Source organism: Azospirillum lipoferum 4B (assembly GCF_000283655.1).
GTDB classification, from domain to species: Bacteria; Pseudomonadota; Alphaproteobacteria; order Azospirillales; family Azospirillaceae; genus Azospirillum; species Azospirillum lipoferum_C.
This window is the reverse complement of sequence record NC_016585.1, coordinates 310,319-330,259: the sequence shown is the minus strand read 5'-3', so window position 1 is coordinate 330,259 and position 19,941 is coordinate 310,319. Positions and strand designations below refer to the sequence as shown.

Here is a 19,941-nt window from a genome sequence, read left to right as displayed (position 1 = left end):
GTTACGCGGCCTCCTTCTTGACGGCGGCGACGATCTTCCGGGCTGCATCGTCGAGATTGTCGGCGGACAGGATCGGCAGGCCGGAGTCGGCCAGGATCTGCTTGCCGAACGCCACGTTGGTGCCCTCCAGCCGGACCACCAGCGGCACATGCAGTTTCACGTCACGGGCCGCAGCGACCACGCCCTCGGCGATCACGTCGCAGCGCATGATGCCGCCGAAGATGTTGACCAGGATGCCTTCGACCGCGCTGTCGGACAGGATCAGCTTGAAGGCCGCGGTGACGCGCTCCTTCGTGGCGCCGCCGCCGACGTCGAGGAAATTGGCCGGCTCGGCACCGTAGAGCTTGATGATGTCCATCGTCGCCATGGCGAGGCCGGCGCCGTTGACCATGCAGCCGATGTTGCCGTCGAGCTTGACGTAGTTCAGCTCGTGCTTCGCCGCCTCGATCTCCGCCGGATCCTCTTCGGCCTCGTCGCGCAGGGCGGCCACGTCCTTGTTACGGAACAGCGCGTTGTCGTCGAAGCTCATCTTGGCGTCGAGCGCCAGGATGTCGCCGGCCCCGGTGACGATCAGCGGGTTGATCTCGACGATGGCGCAGTCGAGATCGGTGAACGCCTTGTAGGCGGCCTGGATGAACATGGCGGCGGCACCGACCTGCTTGCCTTCCAGGCCCAGCGCGAAGGCGACCTTGCGGGTGTGGTGGCCCTGGATGCCGGTGGCCGGGTCGATGGCGACCTTGACGATCTTCTCCGGCGTGTTGTGGGCGACCTCTTCGATCTCCATGCCGCCTTCGGTCGAGGCGATGATGGTGACGCGGCCGGTGGCGCGGTCGATCAGCAGGCCGAGATACAGCTCGCGCTTGATATCGGCGCCTTCCTCGACATAGAGGCGCTTGACCTCTTTGCCCGCCGGGCCGGTCTGCTTGGTCACGAGGACGTGGTTCAGCATCTCGGCAGCGTTGGAGGCGACCTCCTCGACCGACTTGACGACGCGGACGCCGCCCTTGCCGGTCGGGTTGTCCTGGAACCGGCCGGCGCCGCGGCCGCCGGCATGGATCTGCGACTTCACCACCCAGACCGGACCGCCCAGCTCGCGGGCGACCGATGCAGCCTCTTCCGGGGTGAAGGCCACGCCGCCACGCGGAACGGCGACGCCGTACCCCCGCAGCAGTTCCTTGGCCTGATACTCGTGAATGTTCATGGCTTGCGTCTCTGAATTTGTCTTTTGGAGGCCGCGGGGAGCCGGAAATGCATCGGCTGACGGGCGGCGGATTTTTTGAAAGTCCGGGCTTCGGCTCTCAGGCGACCGGGAAGGGGACGGTCGGGGAAGAGGGGAAGCGGGGAAGCGGGGTAGTATTTTGAAGGCACTATGCGTGGTGGCGTTTTGCCCCCTCCCCGACCCTCCCCCGCTTCGCGGGAGAGGGAGTAAGTGCAAGGTCGGCGGCAGTTCCATCTCCCGCGAAGCGGGGGAGGGTTAGGGAGGGGGCAGCGGAGCGAAACTTACTCCGCCGCTAACCGCTCCACTACGCCGATGGCGCCGCTGTCGCGGATGTCCATGATCTCGCGCTCGCTGAAGCCCAGCACGTCGCGCAGGATCTCGTCGGTATGCTCGCCCAGCAGGGGGGAGCGGGTGACCTCTGTCGGGCTGTCGGACAGCTTGATCGGGTTGCCGACCGTCAGGTAACTGCCGCGGGTCGGGTGCTCCACCTCCACCAGCGTGCCGGTCTCGTAGAGCGACTTGTCCTCGGCAATCTCCTTCATCGACAGGATCGGGCCGCAGGGGATGTCGTACTTGTTGAGGATGTCCATGACCTCGAACTTGGTCAGGGTCTTGGTCCATTCCTCCACCGTGCCGAAGATCTCCATCAGGCGCGGCAGGCGGGCGACCGGGGTGGCGTAATCGGGATCGGTGATCCACTCCTCCTTGCCGATGACCTTGCAGATCGACTTCCACACCGGGGCCTGGGCGATGAAGTAGATGTAGGCGTTGGGATCCGTCTCCCAGCCCTTGCACTTCAGGATCCAGCCCGGCTGGCCGCCGCCCGACGCGTTGCCGGCGCGCGGCACCGTGTCGCCGAACTCGCCGTTCGGGTATTGCGGGTATTCCTTCATCGGCCCGTGGGCCAGACGCTGCTGGTCGCGCAGCTTGACGCGGCACAGGTTCAGCACGGCGTCCTGCATGGCGGCCAGCACCTTCTGGCCCCGGCCGGTCTCCCGGCGCTGGTAGAGGGCGGTGACGATGCCGAGCGCCAGATGCAGGCCGGTGCCGCTGTCGCCGATCTGGGCGCCGGTGACCATCGGCGGGCCGTCGTCGAAACCGGTGGTCGAGGCCGCGCCGCCCGCACACTGGGCGACATTCTCGTACACCTTGCAGTTCTCGAACGGCCCGGGGCCGAAGCCCTTGACCGACGCGACGATCATCGCGGGGTTCAGCTCCTGGATGCGTTCCCAGGTGAACCCCATGCGATCGAGTACGCCGGGGGCGAAGTTTTCGACCATCACGTCGCAGGTCTTGATCAGAGCCTCCAGCACCTCCTTGCCCTTGGGCGTCTTGGTGTCGAGGGTGATGGACCGTTTGTTGTGGTTCAGCATGGTGAAATACAGGCTGTCGGCGTCCGGCAGGTCGCGCAGCTGGCTGCGGGTGATGTCACCCTCGCCCGGCCGCTCCACCTTGATGACGTCGGCGCCGAACCAGGCCAGCAACTGGGTGCAGGTCGGCCCCGACTGCACATGCGTGAAGTCGAGAATCCGCACGCCCTGAAGTGCCTTGCCCATGTATTTCTCCCCCCTGCTTTTCAAAGTCGTGATGGTCGGCCTGATTTTTGGAGCCGTCTTTCTTAGGACGGCATCTTGCGGACCGAGCTGGTCGGGTTCAGGCTGCCGATGTTGCCGCTTTCCGTGCCGGCGGCCGGATCGATGACGGCGTTGATCAGGGTCGGACGGCCGCTGTCCATCGCCTCGGTCACGGCGCGGTACAGCTCGTCGGGATTGGTGACATGCACACCGACGCCGCCGAAGGCCTCCATCATCTTGTCGTAGCGCGAGCCGGGGACGAAGACCATCGGCGACGGGTCGGCCCCGCCGGTCGGATTGACGTCGGTCCCGCGATAGATGCCGTTGTTGTTGAAGATGACGATGCAGACCGGCAGGTTGTAGCGGCAGATCGTCTCCACCTCCATGCCGGAGAAGCCGAAGGCGCTGTCGCCTTCCACCGCCAGAACCGGCTTGCCGCTTTCCACCGCGGCGGCGACGGCATAGCCCATGCCGACGCCCATCACGCCCCAGGTGCCGACGTCCAGCCGCTTGCGCGGCTCGTACATGTCGATGATGCCGCGGGCGAGGTCGAGGGTGTTGGCGCCCTCATTGACCAGCATGGCGTCGGGCCGCTCCTTGATGACGCGGCGCAGAGCGCCGAGCGCACCGTGGAAGTTCATCGGCGACGCGTTGCTCATCAGCTTCGGCGCCATCTTGGCGACGTTCTGCTCACGCTTGGCGGCGACGGTGGCCATCCAGTCGGTCGGCGGGGTCAGCCCGCCCTCGATCCCCTTCAGCAGCACTTCCATGACGGACGCGATGTCGCCGACCAGCGGAGCATGGATTTCGACGTTGCTGTCCATCTCCTTCGGCTCGATGTCGATCTGGATGAACTTCTTGGAGCCGGGCTTGCCCCAGGTCTTGCCCTTGCCGTGCGACAGCAGCCAGTTCAGCCGCGCGCCGACCAGCATGACCACGTCGGCTTCCTGCAGCACCAGCGAGCGGGCGGCGCCGGCCGATTGCGGGTGGGTGTCGGGCAGCAGGCCCTTGGCCATGCTCATCTGCAGGAAGGGGATGCCGCTCTTCTCGACGAAGGCGCGGATGGTGTCGTCGGCCTGGGCATAGGCGGCGCCCTTGCCGAAGATCACCAGCGGACGCTTGGCCCCCTTCAGCAGGTCGAGCGCGCGGTTCACCGCCTCGGCCGAGGGATATTGCGCCGGGGTCGGATCGACCACCTTGACCAGCGACTTGGCGCCCTCGGCCGCATCCATGACCTGCGAGAACAGCTTGGCCGGCAGGTCGAGGTAGACGCCGCCCGGACGGCCCGACACCGCGGCGCGGATGGCACGCGCCACGCCGATGCCGATGTCCTGGGCGTGCAGGATGCGGAAGGCGGCCTTGCACAGCGGCTTGGCGATGGCGAGCTGGTCCATCTCCTCATAGTCGCCCTGCTGCAGGTCGACGATCTCGCGCTCCGACGAGCCGCTGATGAGGATCATCGGGAAGCAGTTGGTGGTGGCGTTCGCCAGCGCGGTCAGGCCGTTCAGGAAGCCCGGCGCCGACACCGTCATGCAGACGCCCGGCTTCCTGGTCATGAAACCGGCGATGGCGGCGGCGTTGCCGGCATTCTGTTCGTGCCGGAACGAGACGACGCGCATGCCCTCGGCCTGCGCCATGCGCAGCAGGTCGGAAATCGGAATGCCGGGGACGACATACAGATTGTTGATGTCGTTGAGCTTGAGCGCGTCGATGACGAGCTGGAAGCCGTCGGTCAGCGCCGGCGCGTCTTCGACAACAGATGCTTCCGTGGCCTGGTTCTTAGTGATCGTTGCAGCCGCAGTAGACATATGGGTGACTCCTCCCCGAGGCTCCGAAAAAGGTTCAAAGTTGGTTAGTCGAGGAAGGCGCAATGCCGTTCCACGTACTGTGCGAGACCGAGCGTGTGTTCCCGCACCCGACGTTCCGCGAGATCGGCATCGCGGGCGGCCAGCGCCTCGATGATGTCCCGATGCTCGTGGATGGACTGGTCGGCACGGTCGCCGAGGCCCATGGTCGCGCGGCGGATCGCACGCATATGGATGAAGAAGCGATCGGTCAGATCCGAGATCAGCGCGGAGCCCGAAGCCTGGACGATGCTTTGATGGAAGACGATGTTGGCGTCGGAATACTCGGCGACATGTTCCGCCAACTCGGCTTTCGTGTATTTGTCGAAGGCGGCATGCAGGAGTTCCAGCTTTTCCGTGGTGGCGTTTTCGACGAACAGGCGCGCCGCCATGCCTTCCAGGGCGGCACACACCGTGATCATCTCCACCAGTTCGGCCTTCGTCTTGCGCACCACGAAGATCCCGCGCCGCGGTTGGGAGCGGATGAACCCCTCCTGTTCCAGCAGCGCCATCGCCTCGCGCACCGGGGTGCGGCTGACACCCAACGCTTCGCACAGCCGGCGTTCGTCCAACCTGATCTCGCTGCTCTGGCCGTAGATGTTCATCTGCGTGATGGCCTGGCGCAGCGACTGGTAGGCCTTGGCCTTGAAGCTCATCCCCTGTTCCAGGGGTTCGACACTGAATCTATCGCGGTTCATCACGGTTCCGACCCTTTGCGCGCCGACGCCGGCGGCGCCGCTTGTTGTCGTGAGCGTTCTTGTGCGAGCGTTCGGATGATCGCCCTCTGGTGCGTCGTTTGGAGCGGCGCGTCGTTTTGAATTATCGATACGGTATACCAGATGCCAGACACCCGCAAGGCCAATTGCGGGAACATCGAACTATTTCCGTCGCCGACGGAGTTGGGGGCAGTTTCGTTCGTTTTTTCTGGTCAATGCGCGATAATCGCCCTATTTTGGCGCTTCAGGATCGTTTCTCGGGGAAGGGACCCGCGCATGGCCGAAACCCAGCATCTGGCCGGGGCCGCAGACAAGACGCCGTCCGCTGCGGCGGAAGAGGCGTCCGACCCGAACTTCATGACCTCGCTGGCGCGCGGCCTGTCGGTGATTCGTGCCTTTACCGAACGCGAGCCGAACCTGACCATCGCCGACATCGCGAAGATCACCGGCCTGCCGCGGGCGGCGGCGCGGCGTTGCCTGCTGACGCTGATGCAGCTGGGCTATGCCGGGTCGGACGGCCGGACCTTCTATCTGAAGCCGAAGATCCTGGCGCTGGGCTATTCCTTCCTGTCCTCGGCCCCGCTCGCGACGATCCTGGATCCGCTGATCGAACAGGTCAGCGGGGCCGTGCAGGAATCCTGCTCCGCCGCCGTGCTGGACGAGGATGACGTGGTCTATATCGCCCGCGCGGCGACCAAGCGGATCATGTCGGTCGGGCTGAATGTCGGCAGCCGCCTGCCGGCCTATTGCACGTCGATGGGGCGTGTCCTGCTGGCGGCCTTGCCGGAGCCGGAATTGGACGCCTACCTGTCGCGCGTCCCGTTGAAGCCCTACACGGAACGCACCATCACCGCGGCGGATGCGCTGAAGCGCGAGTTGGAACGGGTGCGCGACCGCGGATTCTCACTGGTGGACCAGGAGCTGGAACTGGGCCTGCGCTCCATCGCCGTGCCGATCCGCACCGCTGCCGGCGGCGTGGTCGCGGCGATGAACATCAGCGCCCAGGCCGCCCGAGTCACCTGCCCGGAGATGGAGGTGCAGTTCCTCCCCCACCTGCACCGGGCGGCGGAGGATGCACGGGTCCTGCTGGTGCGGTCGCGCGGGGTGTGAGGAAGGTGCCGCGGCGGATATCGACCGACGACGCGGATCGCCCAACCCTGATCGCTCCCCCTCTCGTCGCCTGTTCCGGGATGGATTCCCCGACTGCGACCGGGCAGCGGGCCAGCGCCCGCTCCACCACCAATGTCTTCAAGGGGCGCGGAATGCGGGTGCGGTCGATCCAGACCACGGTGATGCCGGCGGCCTTGCATTCGGCGGCGAGCTCCCGCCCATTCTCGTAGCGGTGCTGATCCAGCATCGGCCAGCAATCGAGCCGGCGGTAATCGAACGGCTGCCCCGCCTGAAAGTCTATGAATCCTTGGAAAAGCTTGGGGTGAAGCAGGACCGGCTTGGCCTGGCGCCAGGACCGCGCACCGTGGATGCGGTTGTTGGTCACGCCGCTCATTGCAGGGTCAGCGACGACGGCGTGGAGGTTTCGCCGACCGCCTCACCCAGGCGCGCCAGCAAGCGGCTGGTGCTGACGGGACCGTTAAGGGTGGCGAGGCGATTGACCGCCTCCACCACCATAGCCCAGGCCAGGGAGCGTTCCGGCACGTCGTCATTGCACCACAGGGTGCGCACGATGGCGACCGCACGCATGAAGTCTTCGGGAACGCTGAAGGGATCGTCGGCACTTCCAGCCATCGCCTGTCCTCAGGGCAGAATATGAAACGTTATATCGTTACATTTTCTACTCTGCACAGTTCGGCCACGGCTGGCAAGACCGGCTGTCGCAGGGCAAGGGATCACGTCGAGTCCGGGAGGCTCCCCTCCGGACTCCAATGCCCGATCCGGCAACGGGGGATGCGGTCAGACGATCGTATCCGGCGAAATCGCCGTCAGCGCAGCCTTGATCTTCGGCACCATATGGTCGGCGAAGGCACGCACCTTGGCCGGCACCAGCGCGCGGTGGGGGTAGAGCACCGCCAGCGTCACCGGCTCCGGCGGAAACTCCGGCAGCACCGGCACCAGGGCACCGCTGGCGAGATGCTCGGCCACCTCCCACAGCGGCTTCATGGCGATGCCGCGGCCATCCAGCGCCCAGCCGGTCAGCACGTCGCCATCGTCGGCATCGAAGCGGCCCGACACCGGCAGCTTCACCGGCTCGCCACCCTCCAGCACGCTCCATTGATATTGCTGGGTGCCGGGGAAGCGCAGAAGCAGGCAGTTGTGCCCGGACAAATCCGCCGGCACCGATGGCCGGCCGCGCTCCGACAGGTAGGAGGGAGCGGCCACCAGAACGCGCCGCACGTCCGCGATCTTGCGCACGACGAAGCTGGAATCCTTCAGCGCCGCCATCCGCACCGCCACGTCCACCGCCTCGCGCAGCAGATCGAGCAGATGGTCGGACAGGCGCAGCCGCACCTCCACCAGCGGGTGGGCGGCGCAGAAATCCGGCACCAGCGGCGACAGGATGCGGCGGCCGAAGCCGAGCGGCGCCGTGACCCGCACGCTGCCCGACGGCACGCCGGATCCGGCGGCGATGCTGCTGTGGGCGCGCTCCACCGCCTCAAGAACCTCCAGGCAGCTCTGGTAGAAATCCATACCGGTCTCTGTCGCCTGCAGCTGCCGGGTCGTGCGGTTCAGCAGCCGGACGCCGAGATGGGCTTCCAGCTGCTGGATGCGGTGGCTGACCATGGCCGGCGACATGCGCAGGTTCCGTCCGGCGGCCGACAGGCTGCCCAGCTCGACGACGCGGACGAAGATGCGCATGTTCTCTAGCAACGCCATTCTGACGCGGACTCCCTGCCGGACCGTTGGTTACGGGACGGCGGGAACGCTAGCACGCCCCCCGCGGACGGGGAATTGCGCATCGCAACATGCCTAGATCGGATCGCGTAAAATCGGAATCGGTTTGGAGCGTGAATCCGATCGCCAATCATAAGGCTACGGCATCGTGCGTTTCATAGTAAACGCACGACGCCGTAGACCGATGGACGCCCGGCCCGACCGGCTGGGATGGGGGATCACGCCGTCCCCATCTTCCGCATCAGTTCGCCGGTCGCCCGTTCCAGCTCCTCCGTGCGGATGGCGACGTTGCCGGCCGCCCCCTTCGTTACGCCGGATGCCTCGCCGATCATCCGCGCCGATTCCGACAGGCTGGCGACATTGCGGGCCACCTCATCCGATCCGACGGCCACCTGCTGGACATTGTGGGCGATCTCGCGGGTGGCGGCCTCCTGCTCCTCGACGGCGGCGGCGATGGTGGTGCCGAAACCGCTCATCTCGGAAATCGTCTTGGAGATCCGGGCGGTTGCCTCGACCGTTTCCGAGGAGACCTGCTGGATGACGGCGATCTGGGCGGCGATCTCCTCCGTCGCCCGCGCGGTCTGGGTGGCGAGCGCCTTCACCTCGCTGGCGACGACGGCGAAGCCCTTTCCCGCCTCCCCGGCCCGCGCCGCCTCGATGGTGGCGTTCAGCGCCAGCAGATTCGTCTGGCCGGCGATGTTCTGGATCAGCCCGGTCACTTCGCCGATGCGGCGGGAGCTTTCGGCCAGCCGCTCTACGGTCACGCCGGTGGCCGCGACCTCGTTTTCGGCATCGCGGGCGATGGCGATGGACCGGGTCACCAGCCGGGCGATCTCGGCCACCGATGCGGACAGCTCGTCAGCGGCCGAGGACACCGCCTGGACATTGGCGTTTGCCCGCGCGGTCGCATCGGAGGCCGCCGCCGTCCGGTTGTGCCCGTCGGTGGCAAGGCCATGCATCGCTTCGGATTCCGAAAGCAGGCGGGAGGATGCATCGGTCAATGTCGCGATCACTCCGCGCACCGTGCGCTCGAACTCGCCGGCGACCTCGACGATGCCCTCGCGGCGGCGGCGTTCGGCCTCCTCCTCCAGGCGCTTCTGCTCCGCCTCCAGCCGGCGGGCTTCCAGCGAGTTCCGCTTGAGGATTTCCACGGCGCGGGCCATCGATCCGACCTCGTCGCCGCGCTCCGCCCCCTCGACCGCGGGGGTCAGGTCACCTTCGGCCAAGCGGGTCATCGTGCCGGTCAGCCGGCCGAGCGGACGGCCGACGGACCGGGCCGCCGCCCAAAGCCCCGCGCACAGCAGCAGGAAGCCGGCGCCGGATGCGGCGAGCATGACCAGCCGTATCCGCTCCGCCGCGCTCATCACCACATCCAGCGGCACGTCCACCACGACCGCCCAGCTTTCCTTCATGCCCGGGAAGCGCACCGGCGCCACGCTGCGCAACAGGTCGCTGCCATCCGCCGCGACGGTACGGAGCGACAGGCTCCCCTCCGTCGCGACGCGCGTGACGGCATCGAGCAGCGCGCGGTCCTCGACCGGCTTGCCAAGCTTCCCCTCGTCGGCATTGACCACCCACAGGCCGCCGCCAACCAGCGATACCCTGCCGACGCCGAAGGGACGCAGGGCGGCCGACTGTTCGCCGAGTGCGGCAAGCGACTGATCGACGGTATAGATGCCGACCGGCTTGCCGCCATGGCGCAGCACGATGCTGGCCGTCGTCATCAGCACGTCCTTGCCGTTCACCGGATAGGTGTAGGGCGGCGTCATCAGGCTGCGGTTCTCGCGGATCGGCTTGTCATACCATTCCTCGGTGCCCGCCTCCTTGGTCATGACGAGCTTTTCGACCTCCACGCCCGCCGGCCCATGGAAGAAGTAGGGCAGCATGCGCCCGCCCGCACCGGAATAAGGATGGTCCTTGAAATCGGCGTCGCGTCCCTCCAGCCCGTTCGGCTCGAAGGCCAGCGCCATGCCGACCACGTCCTTGCGGGCACCCAGCGCCCCCTTCGTCAGATCGCCGAGCAGGTCGCGGCTGGTGTGCCCGGCATTCAGCAGTCCCTGGACGGCCGACGCGGCGCCCTCGGCCGCAGCGACCGGCGCACCGATCTGGGCACCCGCCCGCTCGGCCACACCCTCGGCCAGCGCCGTCATCTCGCGGGACGCGCTCCGCTCCGCTTCGCTCTCCATCGCGTTGGAGCCGATCCACGACACCCCCGCCAAGGCGGCGAAGGCGATCGGACCGGCCACAACCAGCAGCTTGCTGCCGATCGATACATCCACCCACTTCATGACTAGCCCCGTGAAGCTGCTCGACTGCCTTGCCGGGGACGATAATGAAGCCATGTTACGACCACGCGTCGTTTACATGACATGCAGCAGCACCCCGTCGATTCCGCCGGAGCGGCGGTCTGCGCCCCGATTGCGCTGCGTCCCGAACGCAAAAGCCGCCGGAGCGCATCGGCGCCCCGGCGGCTTTCCGGTCGGACGGGATGGGGCCGTCAGACCAGGACGGTCTCGCTTTCCTCCACCGGCAGGTCGAGGATTTCCTCGAACTCGTTGACGCTGTCGATGTCGGTGCCCATGGCGATGTTGGTCACCCGCTCCAGCACCAGCTCGACGACGACCGGCACCCGATACTCGTCCATCCAGGCCTGGGCCTGGGCGAAAGCGTCCTGGATGCGGTCCGGTTCGGTGACGCGGATCGCCTTGCAGCCCAGCCCCTCGGCCACCGCGACATGGTCGACGCCATAGACGCCGATCTCCGGCGCGTTGATGTTCTCGAAGGACAGCTGGACCTGGAAGTCCATCTGGAAGGCGCGCTGCGCCTGCCGGATCAGGCCGAGATAGGCGTTGTTCACCAGCACATGGATGTAGGGCAGCTTGTGCTGGGCGCCGACCGCCAGCTCCTCGATCATGAACTGGAAGTCGTAGTCGCCGGACAGTGCGACGATCCGCCGCTGCGGATCGGCGACGCGGACGCCGAGCGCCGCCGGCAGGGTCCAGCCCAGCGGGCCGGCCTGACCGCAGTTGATCCAGTGGCGCGGCTTGTAGACATGCAGGAACTGTGCGCCGGCGATCTGCGACAGGCCGATGGTGGTGACGTAGGTGGTGTCCTGGCCGAAGGCGCTGTTCATCTCCTGATAGACGCGCTGCGGCTTCATCGGCACCTGATCGAAGTCGCTGCGGCGGTGCATCGACCGCTTGCGGCCCTGGCAGTCCCTGACCCAGCCGCCGAGATCCTTGAAGCGGCCCTCCGCCTTCCACTCCTTCGCCACCTCGATGAACATGTCGAGCGCGGCGCCGGCGTCGGAGACGATGCCGAGATCCGGCATGAAGACGCGGCCGATCTGGGTCGGCTCGATGTCGACATGCACGAACTTGCGGCCCTTGGTGTAGACCTCGACCGAGCCGGTGTGGCGGTTGGCCCAGCGGTTGCCGATGCCCAGCACGAAATCGGACTTCAGCATCGTCGCGTTGCCGTAACGGTGGGCGGTCTGCAGCCCGACCATGCCGGCCATCAGCGGATGGTCGTCGGGGATGGTGCCCCAGCCCATCAGCGTCGGGATCACCGGCACGCCCAGCAGCTCGGCGAATTCCACCAGCTTGTCGGACGCATCGGCGTTGATGATGCCGCCGCCGGCCACGACCAGCGGACGCTCCGCCGCCGCGAACATCGCCAGCGCCTTCTCGACCTGGGCACGGGTGGCCGAGGGCTTGTAGACCGGCAGCGGTTCGTATGTCTCGTCGTCGAATTCGATCTCCGCCATCTGGACGTCGATGGGCAGGTCGATCAGCACCGGGCCGGGACGGCCGCTGCGCATCAGGTGGAAGGCCTGCTGGAAGACATAGGGCACCTGCGCCGGCTCCAGCACGGTCAGCGCCCATTTTGTCACCGGCCGGGCGATGTCGGGCACGTTGATGGCCTGGAAATCCTCCTTGTGCAGGCGGGCGCGCGGCGCCTGCCCGGTGATGCACAGGATCGGGATGGAATCGGCGATGGCCGAATAGAGGCCGGTGATCATGTCGGTGCCGGCCGGGCCGGAGGTGCCGACGCACACGCCGATGTTGCCGGCCCTGGCCCGTGTGTAGCCCTCCGCCATGTGCGAGGCGCCCTCGACATGGCGGGCCAGGACATGGCGCATGGTGCCGCGCCGCTGCATCGCCGCGTAGAAGGGGTTGATCGCGGCGCCGGGGACGCCGAAGCAGACGTCGATGCCCTCCCGCTCCAGCACCCGCACCGCCGCTTCCGCCGCCGTCATTCTCGCCATCGCTCGACTCCTCACCAAACGCGATTGTTCGTGAGGACAGCTAAGCGCGCCAATGGTGTGTGCGGCAAACCAATGGGTTGCCTTTTCCACAGGCTGGAAAGCGGCACCGAAAGGGGAATCAGCTGCCGCGGTAGGTCGAATAGGCCCAGGGCGAGACCAGCAGCGGCACGTGATAGTGCTGTGAGGCGTCCCTGATGCCGAAGCGCAGCGGCACCTCGTCGATGAAGTCGGGGCCGTCGCCGGTGATCGTGCCGATGCGGCGGAAATACTCGCCGGCCATGAACAGCAGCTCGTAGCGGCCGGGCTGGAAGGCGTCGCCCTGCAGCGCCGGGGCGTCGAGCCGGCCGTCGGCGTTGGTGGTGAACTCGCCCAGCACGGTGCCGCTGTCGAGTGCGGTCAGCCGGATGCGCATGCCCGGCGCCGGACGCCCGGCGGCAATGTCGAGGACGTGGGTGGTCAGGCGGCCCATGGGTGGGTGGTCTCCATTTTTCAGGCATCGGCTTCGAATGCCCCCACCCTGACCCTCCCCCGCTGGGCGGGGGAGGGAATCGGACCTTTGTCGGTGTTCGGCGGCAGTCCCTCCCCCGCCCAGCGGGGGAGGTTAGGTGGGGGCATCGTCAGCCGACGACATTTCACACCCCACAGCTTAAGCCCAACCACCCGCCCCTGCCCACCCGCGGAAATCCGGAAACTGTCTTCAGCCCCGCGCCCAATCGCCCGATTGAACCCCCTGCCGCCAATGGCTTAGCGTAGTCCCCGCTTCGACCGCAGCGTTAAGAGCGAGACGACGATGACCGAGACCGCCCATCCCCAGGGCTACCCCCGCGACATGATCGGCTATGGCGCCACCCCGCCGCAGGCCAACTGGCCGGGCGGCGCCCGGGTGGCGGTGCAGTTCGTCATCAATTACGAGGAGGGCGGCGAGAACTGCGTCCTCCACGGCGACGCGGCGTCGGAAACCTTCCTGTCGGAGATCGTCGGCGCCCAGCCGATCCCCGGCGCCCGCCACATGAACATGGAATCGATCTACGAATACGGCTCGCGCGCCGGCTTCTGGCGGCTGCACCGCATGTTCACGGAGCGCAACCTGCCGGTCACCGTCTATGGCGTCGCCATGGCGCTGGAGCGCAACCCGGAAATCGTCGCCGCCATGAAGGCCGCGGGGTGGGAGATCGCCACCCATGGCTGGCGCTGGATCGACTACCAGCATCTGCCGGCGGAGGTCGAGCGCGATCACATGCTGCGCGCCATCGAGGTGCACACCCGCGTGACCGGCGAGCGTCCGCTTGGCTGGTATCTCGGCCGCTGCAGCCCCAACACCTGGCGACTGGTCGCCGAGGAAGGCGGCTTCGTCTACAACGCCGATTCCTACGCCGACGACCTGCCCTATTGGGACGACAGCCATGGCCGGCCGCAGCTGATCGTGCCCTACACGCTCGACGCCAACGACATGCGCTTTGCGACGAACCAGGGCTTCAACAGCGGCGACCAGTTCTTCGCCTATCTGAAGGACAGCTTCGACACGCTCTATGCGGAGGGCGACAGCGCGCCGAAGATGATGTCGGTCGGCCTGCATTGCCGTCTGGTCGGCCGGCCCGGCCGCGCCGCGTCGCTGGCCCGCTTCCTCGATTATGTGCAGGGCCATGACAAGGTCTGGGTGGCGACCCGGCTGGACATCGCCCGCCATTGGATCGCCGAACACCCCTACGCCCCGAAGTGAGGCTTCCGATGCCCTACAGTCTCGACGATCTGAACCGTATGGACCGCGCCGCCTTCGTCGCGGCGCTGGGCGCGGTGTTCGAGGAAAGCCCCTGGGTGGCCGAGGCCGCCTGGGACCAGCGACCCTTCGCCGATGCCGCGGGTTTGCGCGCGGCGATGACCGGCATCGTGCGCGATGCGGGAACGGAGCGGCAGCGGGCGCTGATCCTGTCCCACCCCGACCTCGCCGACCGCGCCAGCCGCCCGGCCAATCTGACCGCCTTCTCGCAGACCGAACAGGCGAAGGCCGGCTTGAACGAGCTGACCGAGGCGGAGGCGGAGGAGCAGCGCGACCTGAACCGCGCTTATCGCAAGCGTTTCGGTTTTCCCTTCATCATGGCGGTGCGCTTCAGCAGCAAGCAGGAGATCCTGGCGGCAATGCGCGAGCGCGTGGCGAACGAGCCTGAGGTGGAGTTCGGCCGGGCGCTGGAGGAGATCTACAATATTGCCGGGTTCCGGCTGGACGATCTGGTGGTGGGATAGCGTCCGCTGGCGAATGCCCCCTCCTAACCTCCCCCGCTGGGCGGGGGAGGTACTGCCGCTGCCTTCCCGATCAAGCACTTATCCTCTCCCCCGCCCAGCGGGGGAGGGGTAGGGTGGGGGCACTCGAAGGCGATACCCCTAAAAAACAGAAAGTGCGCCGCCCCAACCGGAGCGACGCGCCTTCTCATAGAACAGCCCCCGTCACGCCTCCATCGCCTTCACGACCTCTTCGGTGACCTTCTTGGCATCTCCGAACAGCATCATGGTGTTCGGCCGGAAGAACAGCTCGTTCTCCACGCCGGCATAGCCCGCCGCCATGCCGCGCTTGATGAAGAACACCGTCTTGGCCTTCTCCACGTCCAGGATCGGCATGCCGTAGATGGCGCTCGTCGGGTCGGTCTTGGCGGCCGGGTTGGTCACGTCGTTGGCACCGATGACGAAGGCGACATCCGCCGTGCCGAAGTCGCGGTTGATGTCCTCCAGCTCGAACACCTCGTCATAGGGGACGTTGGCTTCGGCCAGCAGCACGTTCATGTGGCCGGGCATGCGGCCCGCCACCGGGTGGATGGCGTATTTCACGTCGACGCCCTCATGCTTCAGGCTGTCCGCCATCTCGCGCAGGGCATGCTGGGCCTGGGCCACCGCCATGCCGTAGCCGGGCACCACGATCACCGACTGGGCGTTCTTCATGATGTAGGCGGCGTCCTCGGCCGAGCCGGCCTTGACCGAGCCCTGCGGACCCTTGGTGGCACCGCCGGCAGCGGCACTCTCGCCGCCGAAGCCGCCGAGGATGACGTTGAAGATCGAGCGGTTCATGCCCTTGCACATGATGTAGGACAGGATCGCGCCCGAAGAGCCCACCAGCGCGCCGGTGATGATCAGCAGGTTGTTCTGCAGGGTGAACCCGATGCCGCAGGCCGCCCAGCCGGAATAGCTGTTCAGCATCGAGATGACCACCGGCATGTCGGCGCCACCGATCGGCAGGATCAGCAGGAAGCCGAGAGCCAGCGCCACAAGCACGATCAGCCACATCGCCGCCGACGAATTCGACTGCACCAGCCAGATGATCAGGATGACGGTCAGCACGCCCAGCGCCGCGTTCAGCGGATGCTGCATCGGGAAGACCAGCGGCTTGCCGGTGACGAGGCCCTGCAGCTTGGCGAAGGCGACCAGCGAACCGGTGAAGGTGATGGCGCCGATGGCGGTGCCGAGCGCCATCTCGACCAGCGAGCCCTTGGCGATGGCGCCGGCCACGCCGATGCCGTAGGCCTCCGGCGAGTAGAAGGCGGCGAGCGCCACGAAGACGGCGGCGAGACCGACCAGCGAGTGGAAGGCGGCGACCAGCTGGGGCAGCGCCGTCATCTCGATCTTCTTGGCCACCACATAGCCGATGGCGCCGCCGATGGCGATGCCCAGCACGATCATCCAATAGGACTGGACGATGGGGGATGCCAGCGTGGTCAGGATGGCAATGGTCATGCCGACCATGCCGTAGATGTTGCCCTGGCGCGAGGTCTCCGGGCTGGAGAGCCCGCGCAGCGCCATGACGAAGCAGATGGAGGCGACGAGATAGAGAAGGGCCGACAAGGTTTCCATGGTCTTACTTGCCCTTCTTCTTGAACATGGAGAGCATGCGCTGGGTCACGAGGAAGCCGCCGAAGATGTTGACGCTTGCCAGGATGACGGCGAGGAAGCCGAGAACCTTGGAGAAACCGAAGCCGGCCGGACCGGCGGCGATCAGCGCGCCGACGATGATGACCGAGGACACGGCGTTGGTGACGGCCATCAGCGGCGAGTGCAGAGCCGGGGTGACGCGCCAGACGACGTAGTAGCCGACGAAGCAGGCCAGCACGAGCACCGTCAGGCCGGTGACGAAGAAATCGCCGTGGCCGGCAACTTCGCTGACGGGAACCGGCGACAGCTGTGCCACCTGCACGGCCAGCGCGTCGACCTGATTGGTCAGCGACGCCAGGGTTTCACGGAATGCGGCGATGTTGCTTGCGGGATCCGGGTGTTCCATGGGATCCGCCTCCTCACGCGGGTTGCGCTTCGCGGGCGTCCGCGAAGGCAGGATGCACGATGGCGCCGTCGCGGGTCAGCGCGATGGCCTTGACGATCTCGTCGTCCCAGTTGACGGCCACGCCCGTCTCCTTGCCATGCAAGGAGGTCAGCAGCGCCAGCAGGTTCTTGGCGTAGAGCAGCGATGCGGACTCGGCGATGCGGCTGGCGTAGTTGGCATGGCCGACGATCTTCACGCCGTTGGCCGTGGTCACCACCTCGCCCAGCTTGGCACCCTCGACGTTGCCGCCCTGCTCCACCGCCAGATCGATGATGACCGAACCCGGCTTCATCGACGCCACATGCTCCGCCGTCACCAGGATCGGCGCCTTGCGGCCGGGGATCAGCGCGGTGGTGATGACGATGTCCTGCTTCTTGATGTGCTCGGCGACCAGAGCGGCCTGCTGGCGCTTGTAGTCGTCGGACATCTCCTTGGCGTAGCCGCCGGCGGTCTCCGCCTGTTTGAACTCGTCGTTCTCGACCGCGACGAAGCTTCCGCCCAGCGACTGCACCTGCTCCTTCACCGCCGGGCGCACGTCGGTGGCCGAGACGATGGCGCCGAGGCGCTTGGCGGTGGCGATGGCCTGCAGGCCGGCGACGCCGACGCCCATGATGAAGGCGCGCGCCGGCGGAACGGTGCCGGCGGCGGTCATCATCATCGGGAAGGCGCGGCCGTATTCCGAGGCGGCATCCACCACGGCCTTGTAGCCGGCGAGGTTGGCCTGGGAGGACAGCACGTCCATGACCTGGGCACGGGTGATGCGCGGCATGAACTCCATGGCGAAGGCGTTCACGCCGGCATCGGCATAGGCCTTCACATGGTCGCGGCTGTTGTAGGGGTTGAGGATGGCGAACAGCAGCGCGCCCTTGCGCATCAGCGCCAGCTCGTCCTCGCCACCTTCGGCGGCGATGAGCGGCCGCTGCACCTTCAGCACTATGTCGGCATCGGCCAGTGCCGAGGCCGCATCGGCGGCGATGGCGGCCCCCGCCGCCTCAAAGGCCGCGTCGGTGATGCTGGAACCGAGGCCGGCCCCGCTCTCCACCACCACGTCCAGCCCGAGAGCTTTGAGCTTCTTGACGGTTTCGGGAGACGCAGCGACGCGGCGCTCGCCCGGGCGGCGCTCCCTGGGTATGGCGATCTTCATGTCGTTTGCTTTCGAAGGCCAGCGCCGGCAGCAGGCATGGGACAGCAGACAGGGGGTGGCGGCCATGGCCCGCCCTCATCCGTCCACCCACATCGGTCCACCCGCTTCCGGTTCATGGCCGGGGATGCGCCGAAGCGGCGAAATTCACAAAAAGGCACTGTCGGGCGGGCGAAGCCGCGCGACCGGCGACGAAACCGCGCCGGCCACGCACGCGCCGCCTACTGGTTGGCGACGACCGGAAAGTCCCAGCCGTCCGACCCGGCGGCTGCGACCGGGGCGAGGTCGTCGGCCCGCATGTCTTCCAGCTGCTGGCGGATCAGGTCGCGGACGCTGACGACACCGACCAGGGTCGATCCCTCCAGCACCGGGACATGGCGGATGCCATGCTCGTCCATCAGGCTCAGCACATGGCGAACCGGGTCGGACGGGCTGCAGCAATAGGGATCGCGCGTCATCAGCGCCGACACCGCCTGCTCCAGGATGCCGGGCCCGCGGTCGACCAGCGCGCGGACCACGTCGCGTTCGGAAATGACGCCGACCACCGTGTTGCCCTCGGTCCGGCAGACGTCCTTGACCACCAGTGCCCCGGTGTTCTCCGCCTTCATCAGGCGCAGTGCGGTGGCGACGGTTTCGTTGATGCGCACCATGCCGATGCGCGTGCCCTTCTTGCGGAGAATGTCCTCGACCTTCATGATGGTCCTCCCCCATTCCATTGCGGCCGGCCCGGTCCTTCGGGATCCGCGCCGGCCGCGCCACCTGCGTTGCTCAGCGGTGCCCTGCTTACTGGGCCGCCACCACTTCCGGTGCCGGAGCCGCCGCGGGCTGCGGCCGGCTGTAACAGCCGGCGGTCTCGCCCCGCTGCTTCACCAGGGCGAGCACCACGTCGATGGTCGGGGTGGCCACGCCGACCATGCGGCCCATCTCCTGGACGACCGACAGCAGCGGGTCGATCTCCATCGGCCGCCCGCGCTCCAGATCCTGCAGCATGGAGGTCTTGTGCGCCCCCACCGCGGCGGCCCCGTTGATCCGGCGTTCGACATCGACGCGGAAATGGACCCCCAGCCTGTCGCCGATCTCCTTGGCCTCCAGCATCATCGCCTTGGCGACGGCGCGGGTTTCGGCATCGCCGCAGATGACCTCCAGCGTGCCGTGGGTGAGCGCGCTGATCGGGTTGAAGCACAGGTTGCCCCACAGCTTCAGCCAGATCTCGTCGCGGATGCGGTCGAGCACGGGGGCGCGCAGGCCGCCGGCCTCCATCGCCTTGGACAGGGCGACGACGCGGTCCGACGTCGACCCGTCAGGTTCGCCGAGCGAGAATTTGTCGCCATAGACATGCTGGATGACGCCGGGCTCCACCACCTCGGTCGCGGGATAGACGACGCAGCCGATGGCGCGCTCCGGCCCCAGCCCCTTCCACTGAACCGCACCGGGATCGACCGTCTCCAGCGTACGGCCGTCGAACGCGCCGCCGGTGCCGTAAAAATACCAATAGGGGATGCCGTTGACGGCGGTGACGACGGCGGTGTCCTCACCGAGCAGCGGCTGCATCGCGGGGACGACGCCGGGGACGGAATGGGCCTTCAGCGCGATGATGACGTAGTCCTGCGGGCCGAGTTCGGCCGGGTTGTCGGTGCAGCGGGGGTGGACGACGGTCTTCTCCTCCCCCATCAGCAGGGTGACGCCGTTCTCGCGCATCGCCGCCAGATGCGCACCGCGCGCCACCAGACTGACTTCGGCACCCGCTTGGTGCAGGCGAACGCCGAGATAGCCGCCGATGGCCCCGGATCCGTAGATGCAGATCTTCATGCCGGATTCCCCTCTCCCCCGATTTCGCTTTTTGAATGCTGTGGGGCTGGACGACGCCAGCCTGCCCACACCGGCCGCATCCATCGGCTGACCGGTTGCTATTGCAGCGGCATCCAACAGTCTGTTGCGCAAACTGTGCCTGGAGTTTGGTATACCACATACCGTATGTCAATGCGGAATGTGGGGGGACTGACGAGAATACGGCACCTGCTTTTTCTCCAACC

17 protein-coding genes are annotated in these 19,941 nt (G+C 67.0%); 3 read left to right on the top strand and 14 right to left on the bottom strand.

Features of this window, described 5'->3' with window-relative positions; genetic code table 11:
- Nucleotide 1 precedes the first annotated feature (1 nt).
- The 4 genes from sucC to AZOLI_RS15225 all read right to left on the bottom strand — a co-directional run bounded on the left by sucC (nucleotide 2) and on the right by AZOLI_RS15225 (nucleotide 5,335).
- Complete coding sequence (gene sucC / locus AZOLI_RS15240; RefSeq protein ID WP_014188058.1) at nucleotides 2-1,201, bottom strand: ADP-forming succinate--CoA ligase subunit beta; 1,200 nt, start codon at nucleotides 1,199-1,201, stop codon at nucleotides 2-4.
- Between the two features lie 299 nt (nucleotides 1,202-1,500).
- A complete protein-coding gene (frc, locus tag AZOLI_RS15235; RefSeq protein WP_014188057.1) occupies nucleotides 1,501-2,775 on the bottom strand; it encodes a formyl-CoA transferase in 1,275 nt (424 codons plus the stop codon).
- A 62-nt stretch (nucleotides 2,776-2,837) separates the two neighbouring features.
- Nucleotides 2,838-4,601, bottom strand: a complete 1,764-nt coding sequence (oxc, locus tag AZOLI_RS15230) for an oxalyl-CoA decarboxylase (RefSeq protein WP_014188056.1) — start codon at nucleotides 4,599-4,601, stop codon at nucleotides 2,838-2,840.
- Nucleotides 4,602-4,645: 44 nt separating this feature from the next.
- Complete coding sequence (locus tag AZOLI_RS15225) at nucleotides 4,646-5,335, bottom strand: GntR family transcriptional regulator (protein ID WP_044551388.1); 690 nt, start codon at nucleotides 5,333-5,335, stop codon at nucleotides 4,646-4,648.
- Nucleotides 5,336-5,629: 294 nt separating this feature from the next.
- On the opposite strand from AZOLI_RS15225, the gene AZOLI_RS15220 reads away from it, so the two are divergent.
- The gene (locus AZOLI_RS15220; RefSeq protein ID WP_014188054.1) at nucleotides 5,630-6,463 is read left to right on the top strand and encodes an IclR family transcriptional regulator; all 834 of its coding nucleotides are present in this window, start codon (nucleotides 5,630-5,632) and stop codon (nucleotides 6,461-6,463) included.
- Between the two features lie 390 nt (nucleotides 6,464-6,853).
- Here the strand turns inward: AZOLI_RS15220 and AZOLI_RS15210 are convergent, their stop codons facing one another.
- From AZOLI_RS15210 to uraH, 5 genes are all read right to left on the bottom strand, one after another.
- A complete protein-coding gene (locus AZOLI_RS15210) occupies nucleotides 6,854-7,096 on the bottom strand; it encodes a hypothetical protein (RefSeq protein WP_044551381.1) in 243 nt (80 codons plus the stop codon).
- 165 nt (nucleotides 7,097-7,261) lie between these two features.
- The gene (locus tag AZOLI_RS15205) at nucleotides 7,262-8,182 is read right to left on the bottom strand and encodes a LysR family transcriptional regulator (RefSeq protein ID WP_014188053.1); all 921 of its coding nucleotides are present in this window, start codon (nucleotides 8,180-8,182) and stop codon (nucleotides 7,262-7,264) included.
- Nucleotides 8,183-8,418: 236 nt separating this feature from the next.
- Entirely contained in the window at nucleotides 8,419-10,488 is a 2,070-nt protein-coding gene (locus AZOLI_RS15200) for a methyl-accepting chemotaxis protein (RefSeq protein WP_014188052.1), read from the bottom strand.
- A 209-nt stretch (nucleotides 10,489-10,697) separates the two neighbouring features.
- Nucleotides 10,698-12,467, bottom strand: coding sequence for a glyoxylate carboligase (gcl, locus tag AZOLI_RS15195; protein WP_014188051.1), 1,770 nt, complete (start codon nucleotides 12,465-12,467; stop codon nucleotides 10,698-10,700).
- Nucleotides 12,468-12,585: 118 nt separating this feature from the next.
- Nucleotides 12,586-12,936: a hydroxyisourate hydrolase gene (gene uraH, locus AZOLI_RS15190; RefSeq protein ID WP_014188050.1), complete on the bottom strand. Its 351-nt coding sequence runs from the start codon at nucleotides 12,934-12,936 to the stop codon at nucleotides 12,586-12,588.
- A gap of 321 nt (nucleotides 12,937-13,257) precedes the next feature.
- Here uraH and puuE point away from each other — a divergent pair, with 321 nt between their 5' ends.
- Together puuE and uraD are read left to right on the top strand one after the other, a co-directional pair.
- Entirely contained in the window at nucleotides 13,258-14,187 is a 930-nt protein-coding gene (puuE, locus tag AZOLI_RS15185) for an allantoinase PuuE (RefSeq protein ID WP_014188049.1), read from the top strand.
- 8 nt (nucleotides 14,188-14,195) lie between these two features.
- Nucleotides 14,196-14,708 (top strand): 2-oxo-4-hydroxy-4-carboxy-5-ureidoimidazoline decarboxylase, encoded by a 513-nt coding sequence (gene uraD, locus AZOLI_RS15180; protein ID WP_014188048.1) that lies wholly within the window; start codon nucleotides 14,196-14,198, stop codon nucleotides 14,706-14,708.
- 201 nt (nucleotides 14,709-14,909) lie between these two features.
- Here uraD and AZOLI_RS15175 read toward each other — a convergent pair whose 3' ends face one another.
- From AZOLI_RS15175 to AZOLI_RS15155, 5 genes are all read right to left on the bottom strand, one after another.
- The gene (locus AZOLI_RS15175; protein WP_014188047.1) at nucleotides 14,910-16,304 is read right to left on the bottom strand and encodes an NAD(P)(+) transhydrogenase (Re/Si-specific) subunit beta; all 1,395 of its coding nucleotides are present in this window, start codon (nucleotides 16,302-16,304) and stop codon (nucleotides 14,910-14,912) included.
- A 4-nt stretch (nucleotides 16,305-16,308) separates the two neighbouring features.
- Complete coding sequence (locus AZOLI_RS15170; protein ID WP_014188046.1) at nucleotides 16,309-16,728, bottom strand: NAD(P) transhydrogenase subunit alpha; 420 nt, start codon at nucleotides 16,726-16,728, stop codon at nucleotides 16,309-16,311.
- Between the two features lie 13 nt (nucleotides 16,729-16,741).
- Nucleotides 16,742-17,911: a Re/Si-specific NAD(P)(+) transhydrogenase subunit alpha gene (locus AZOLI_RS15165; protein WP_044551768.1), complete on the bottom strand. Its 1,170-nt coding sequence runs from the start codon at nucleotides 17,909-17,911 to the stop codon at nucleotides 16,742-16,744.
- A gap of 218 nt (nucleotides 17,912-18,129) precedes the next feature.
- Nucleotides 18,130-18,603, bottom strand: coding sequence for a CBS domain-containing protein (locus tag AZOLI_RS15160; RefSeq protein WP_014188044.1), 474 nt, complete (start codon nucleotides 18,601-18,603; stop codon nucleotides 18,130-18,132).
- 88 nt (nucleotides 18,604-18,691) lie between these two features.
- Nucleotides 18,692-19,717, bottom strand: a complete 1,026-nt coding sequence (locus tag AZOLI_RS15155; RefSeq protein ID WP_014188043.1) for a 2-dehydropantoate 2-reductase — start codon at nucleotides 19,715-19,717, stop codon at nucleotides 18,692-18,694.
- Nucleotides 19,718-19,941: the final 224 nt, after the last annotated feature.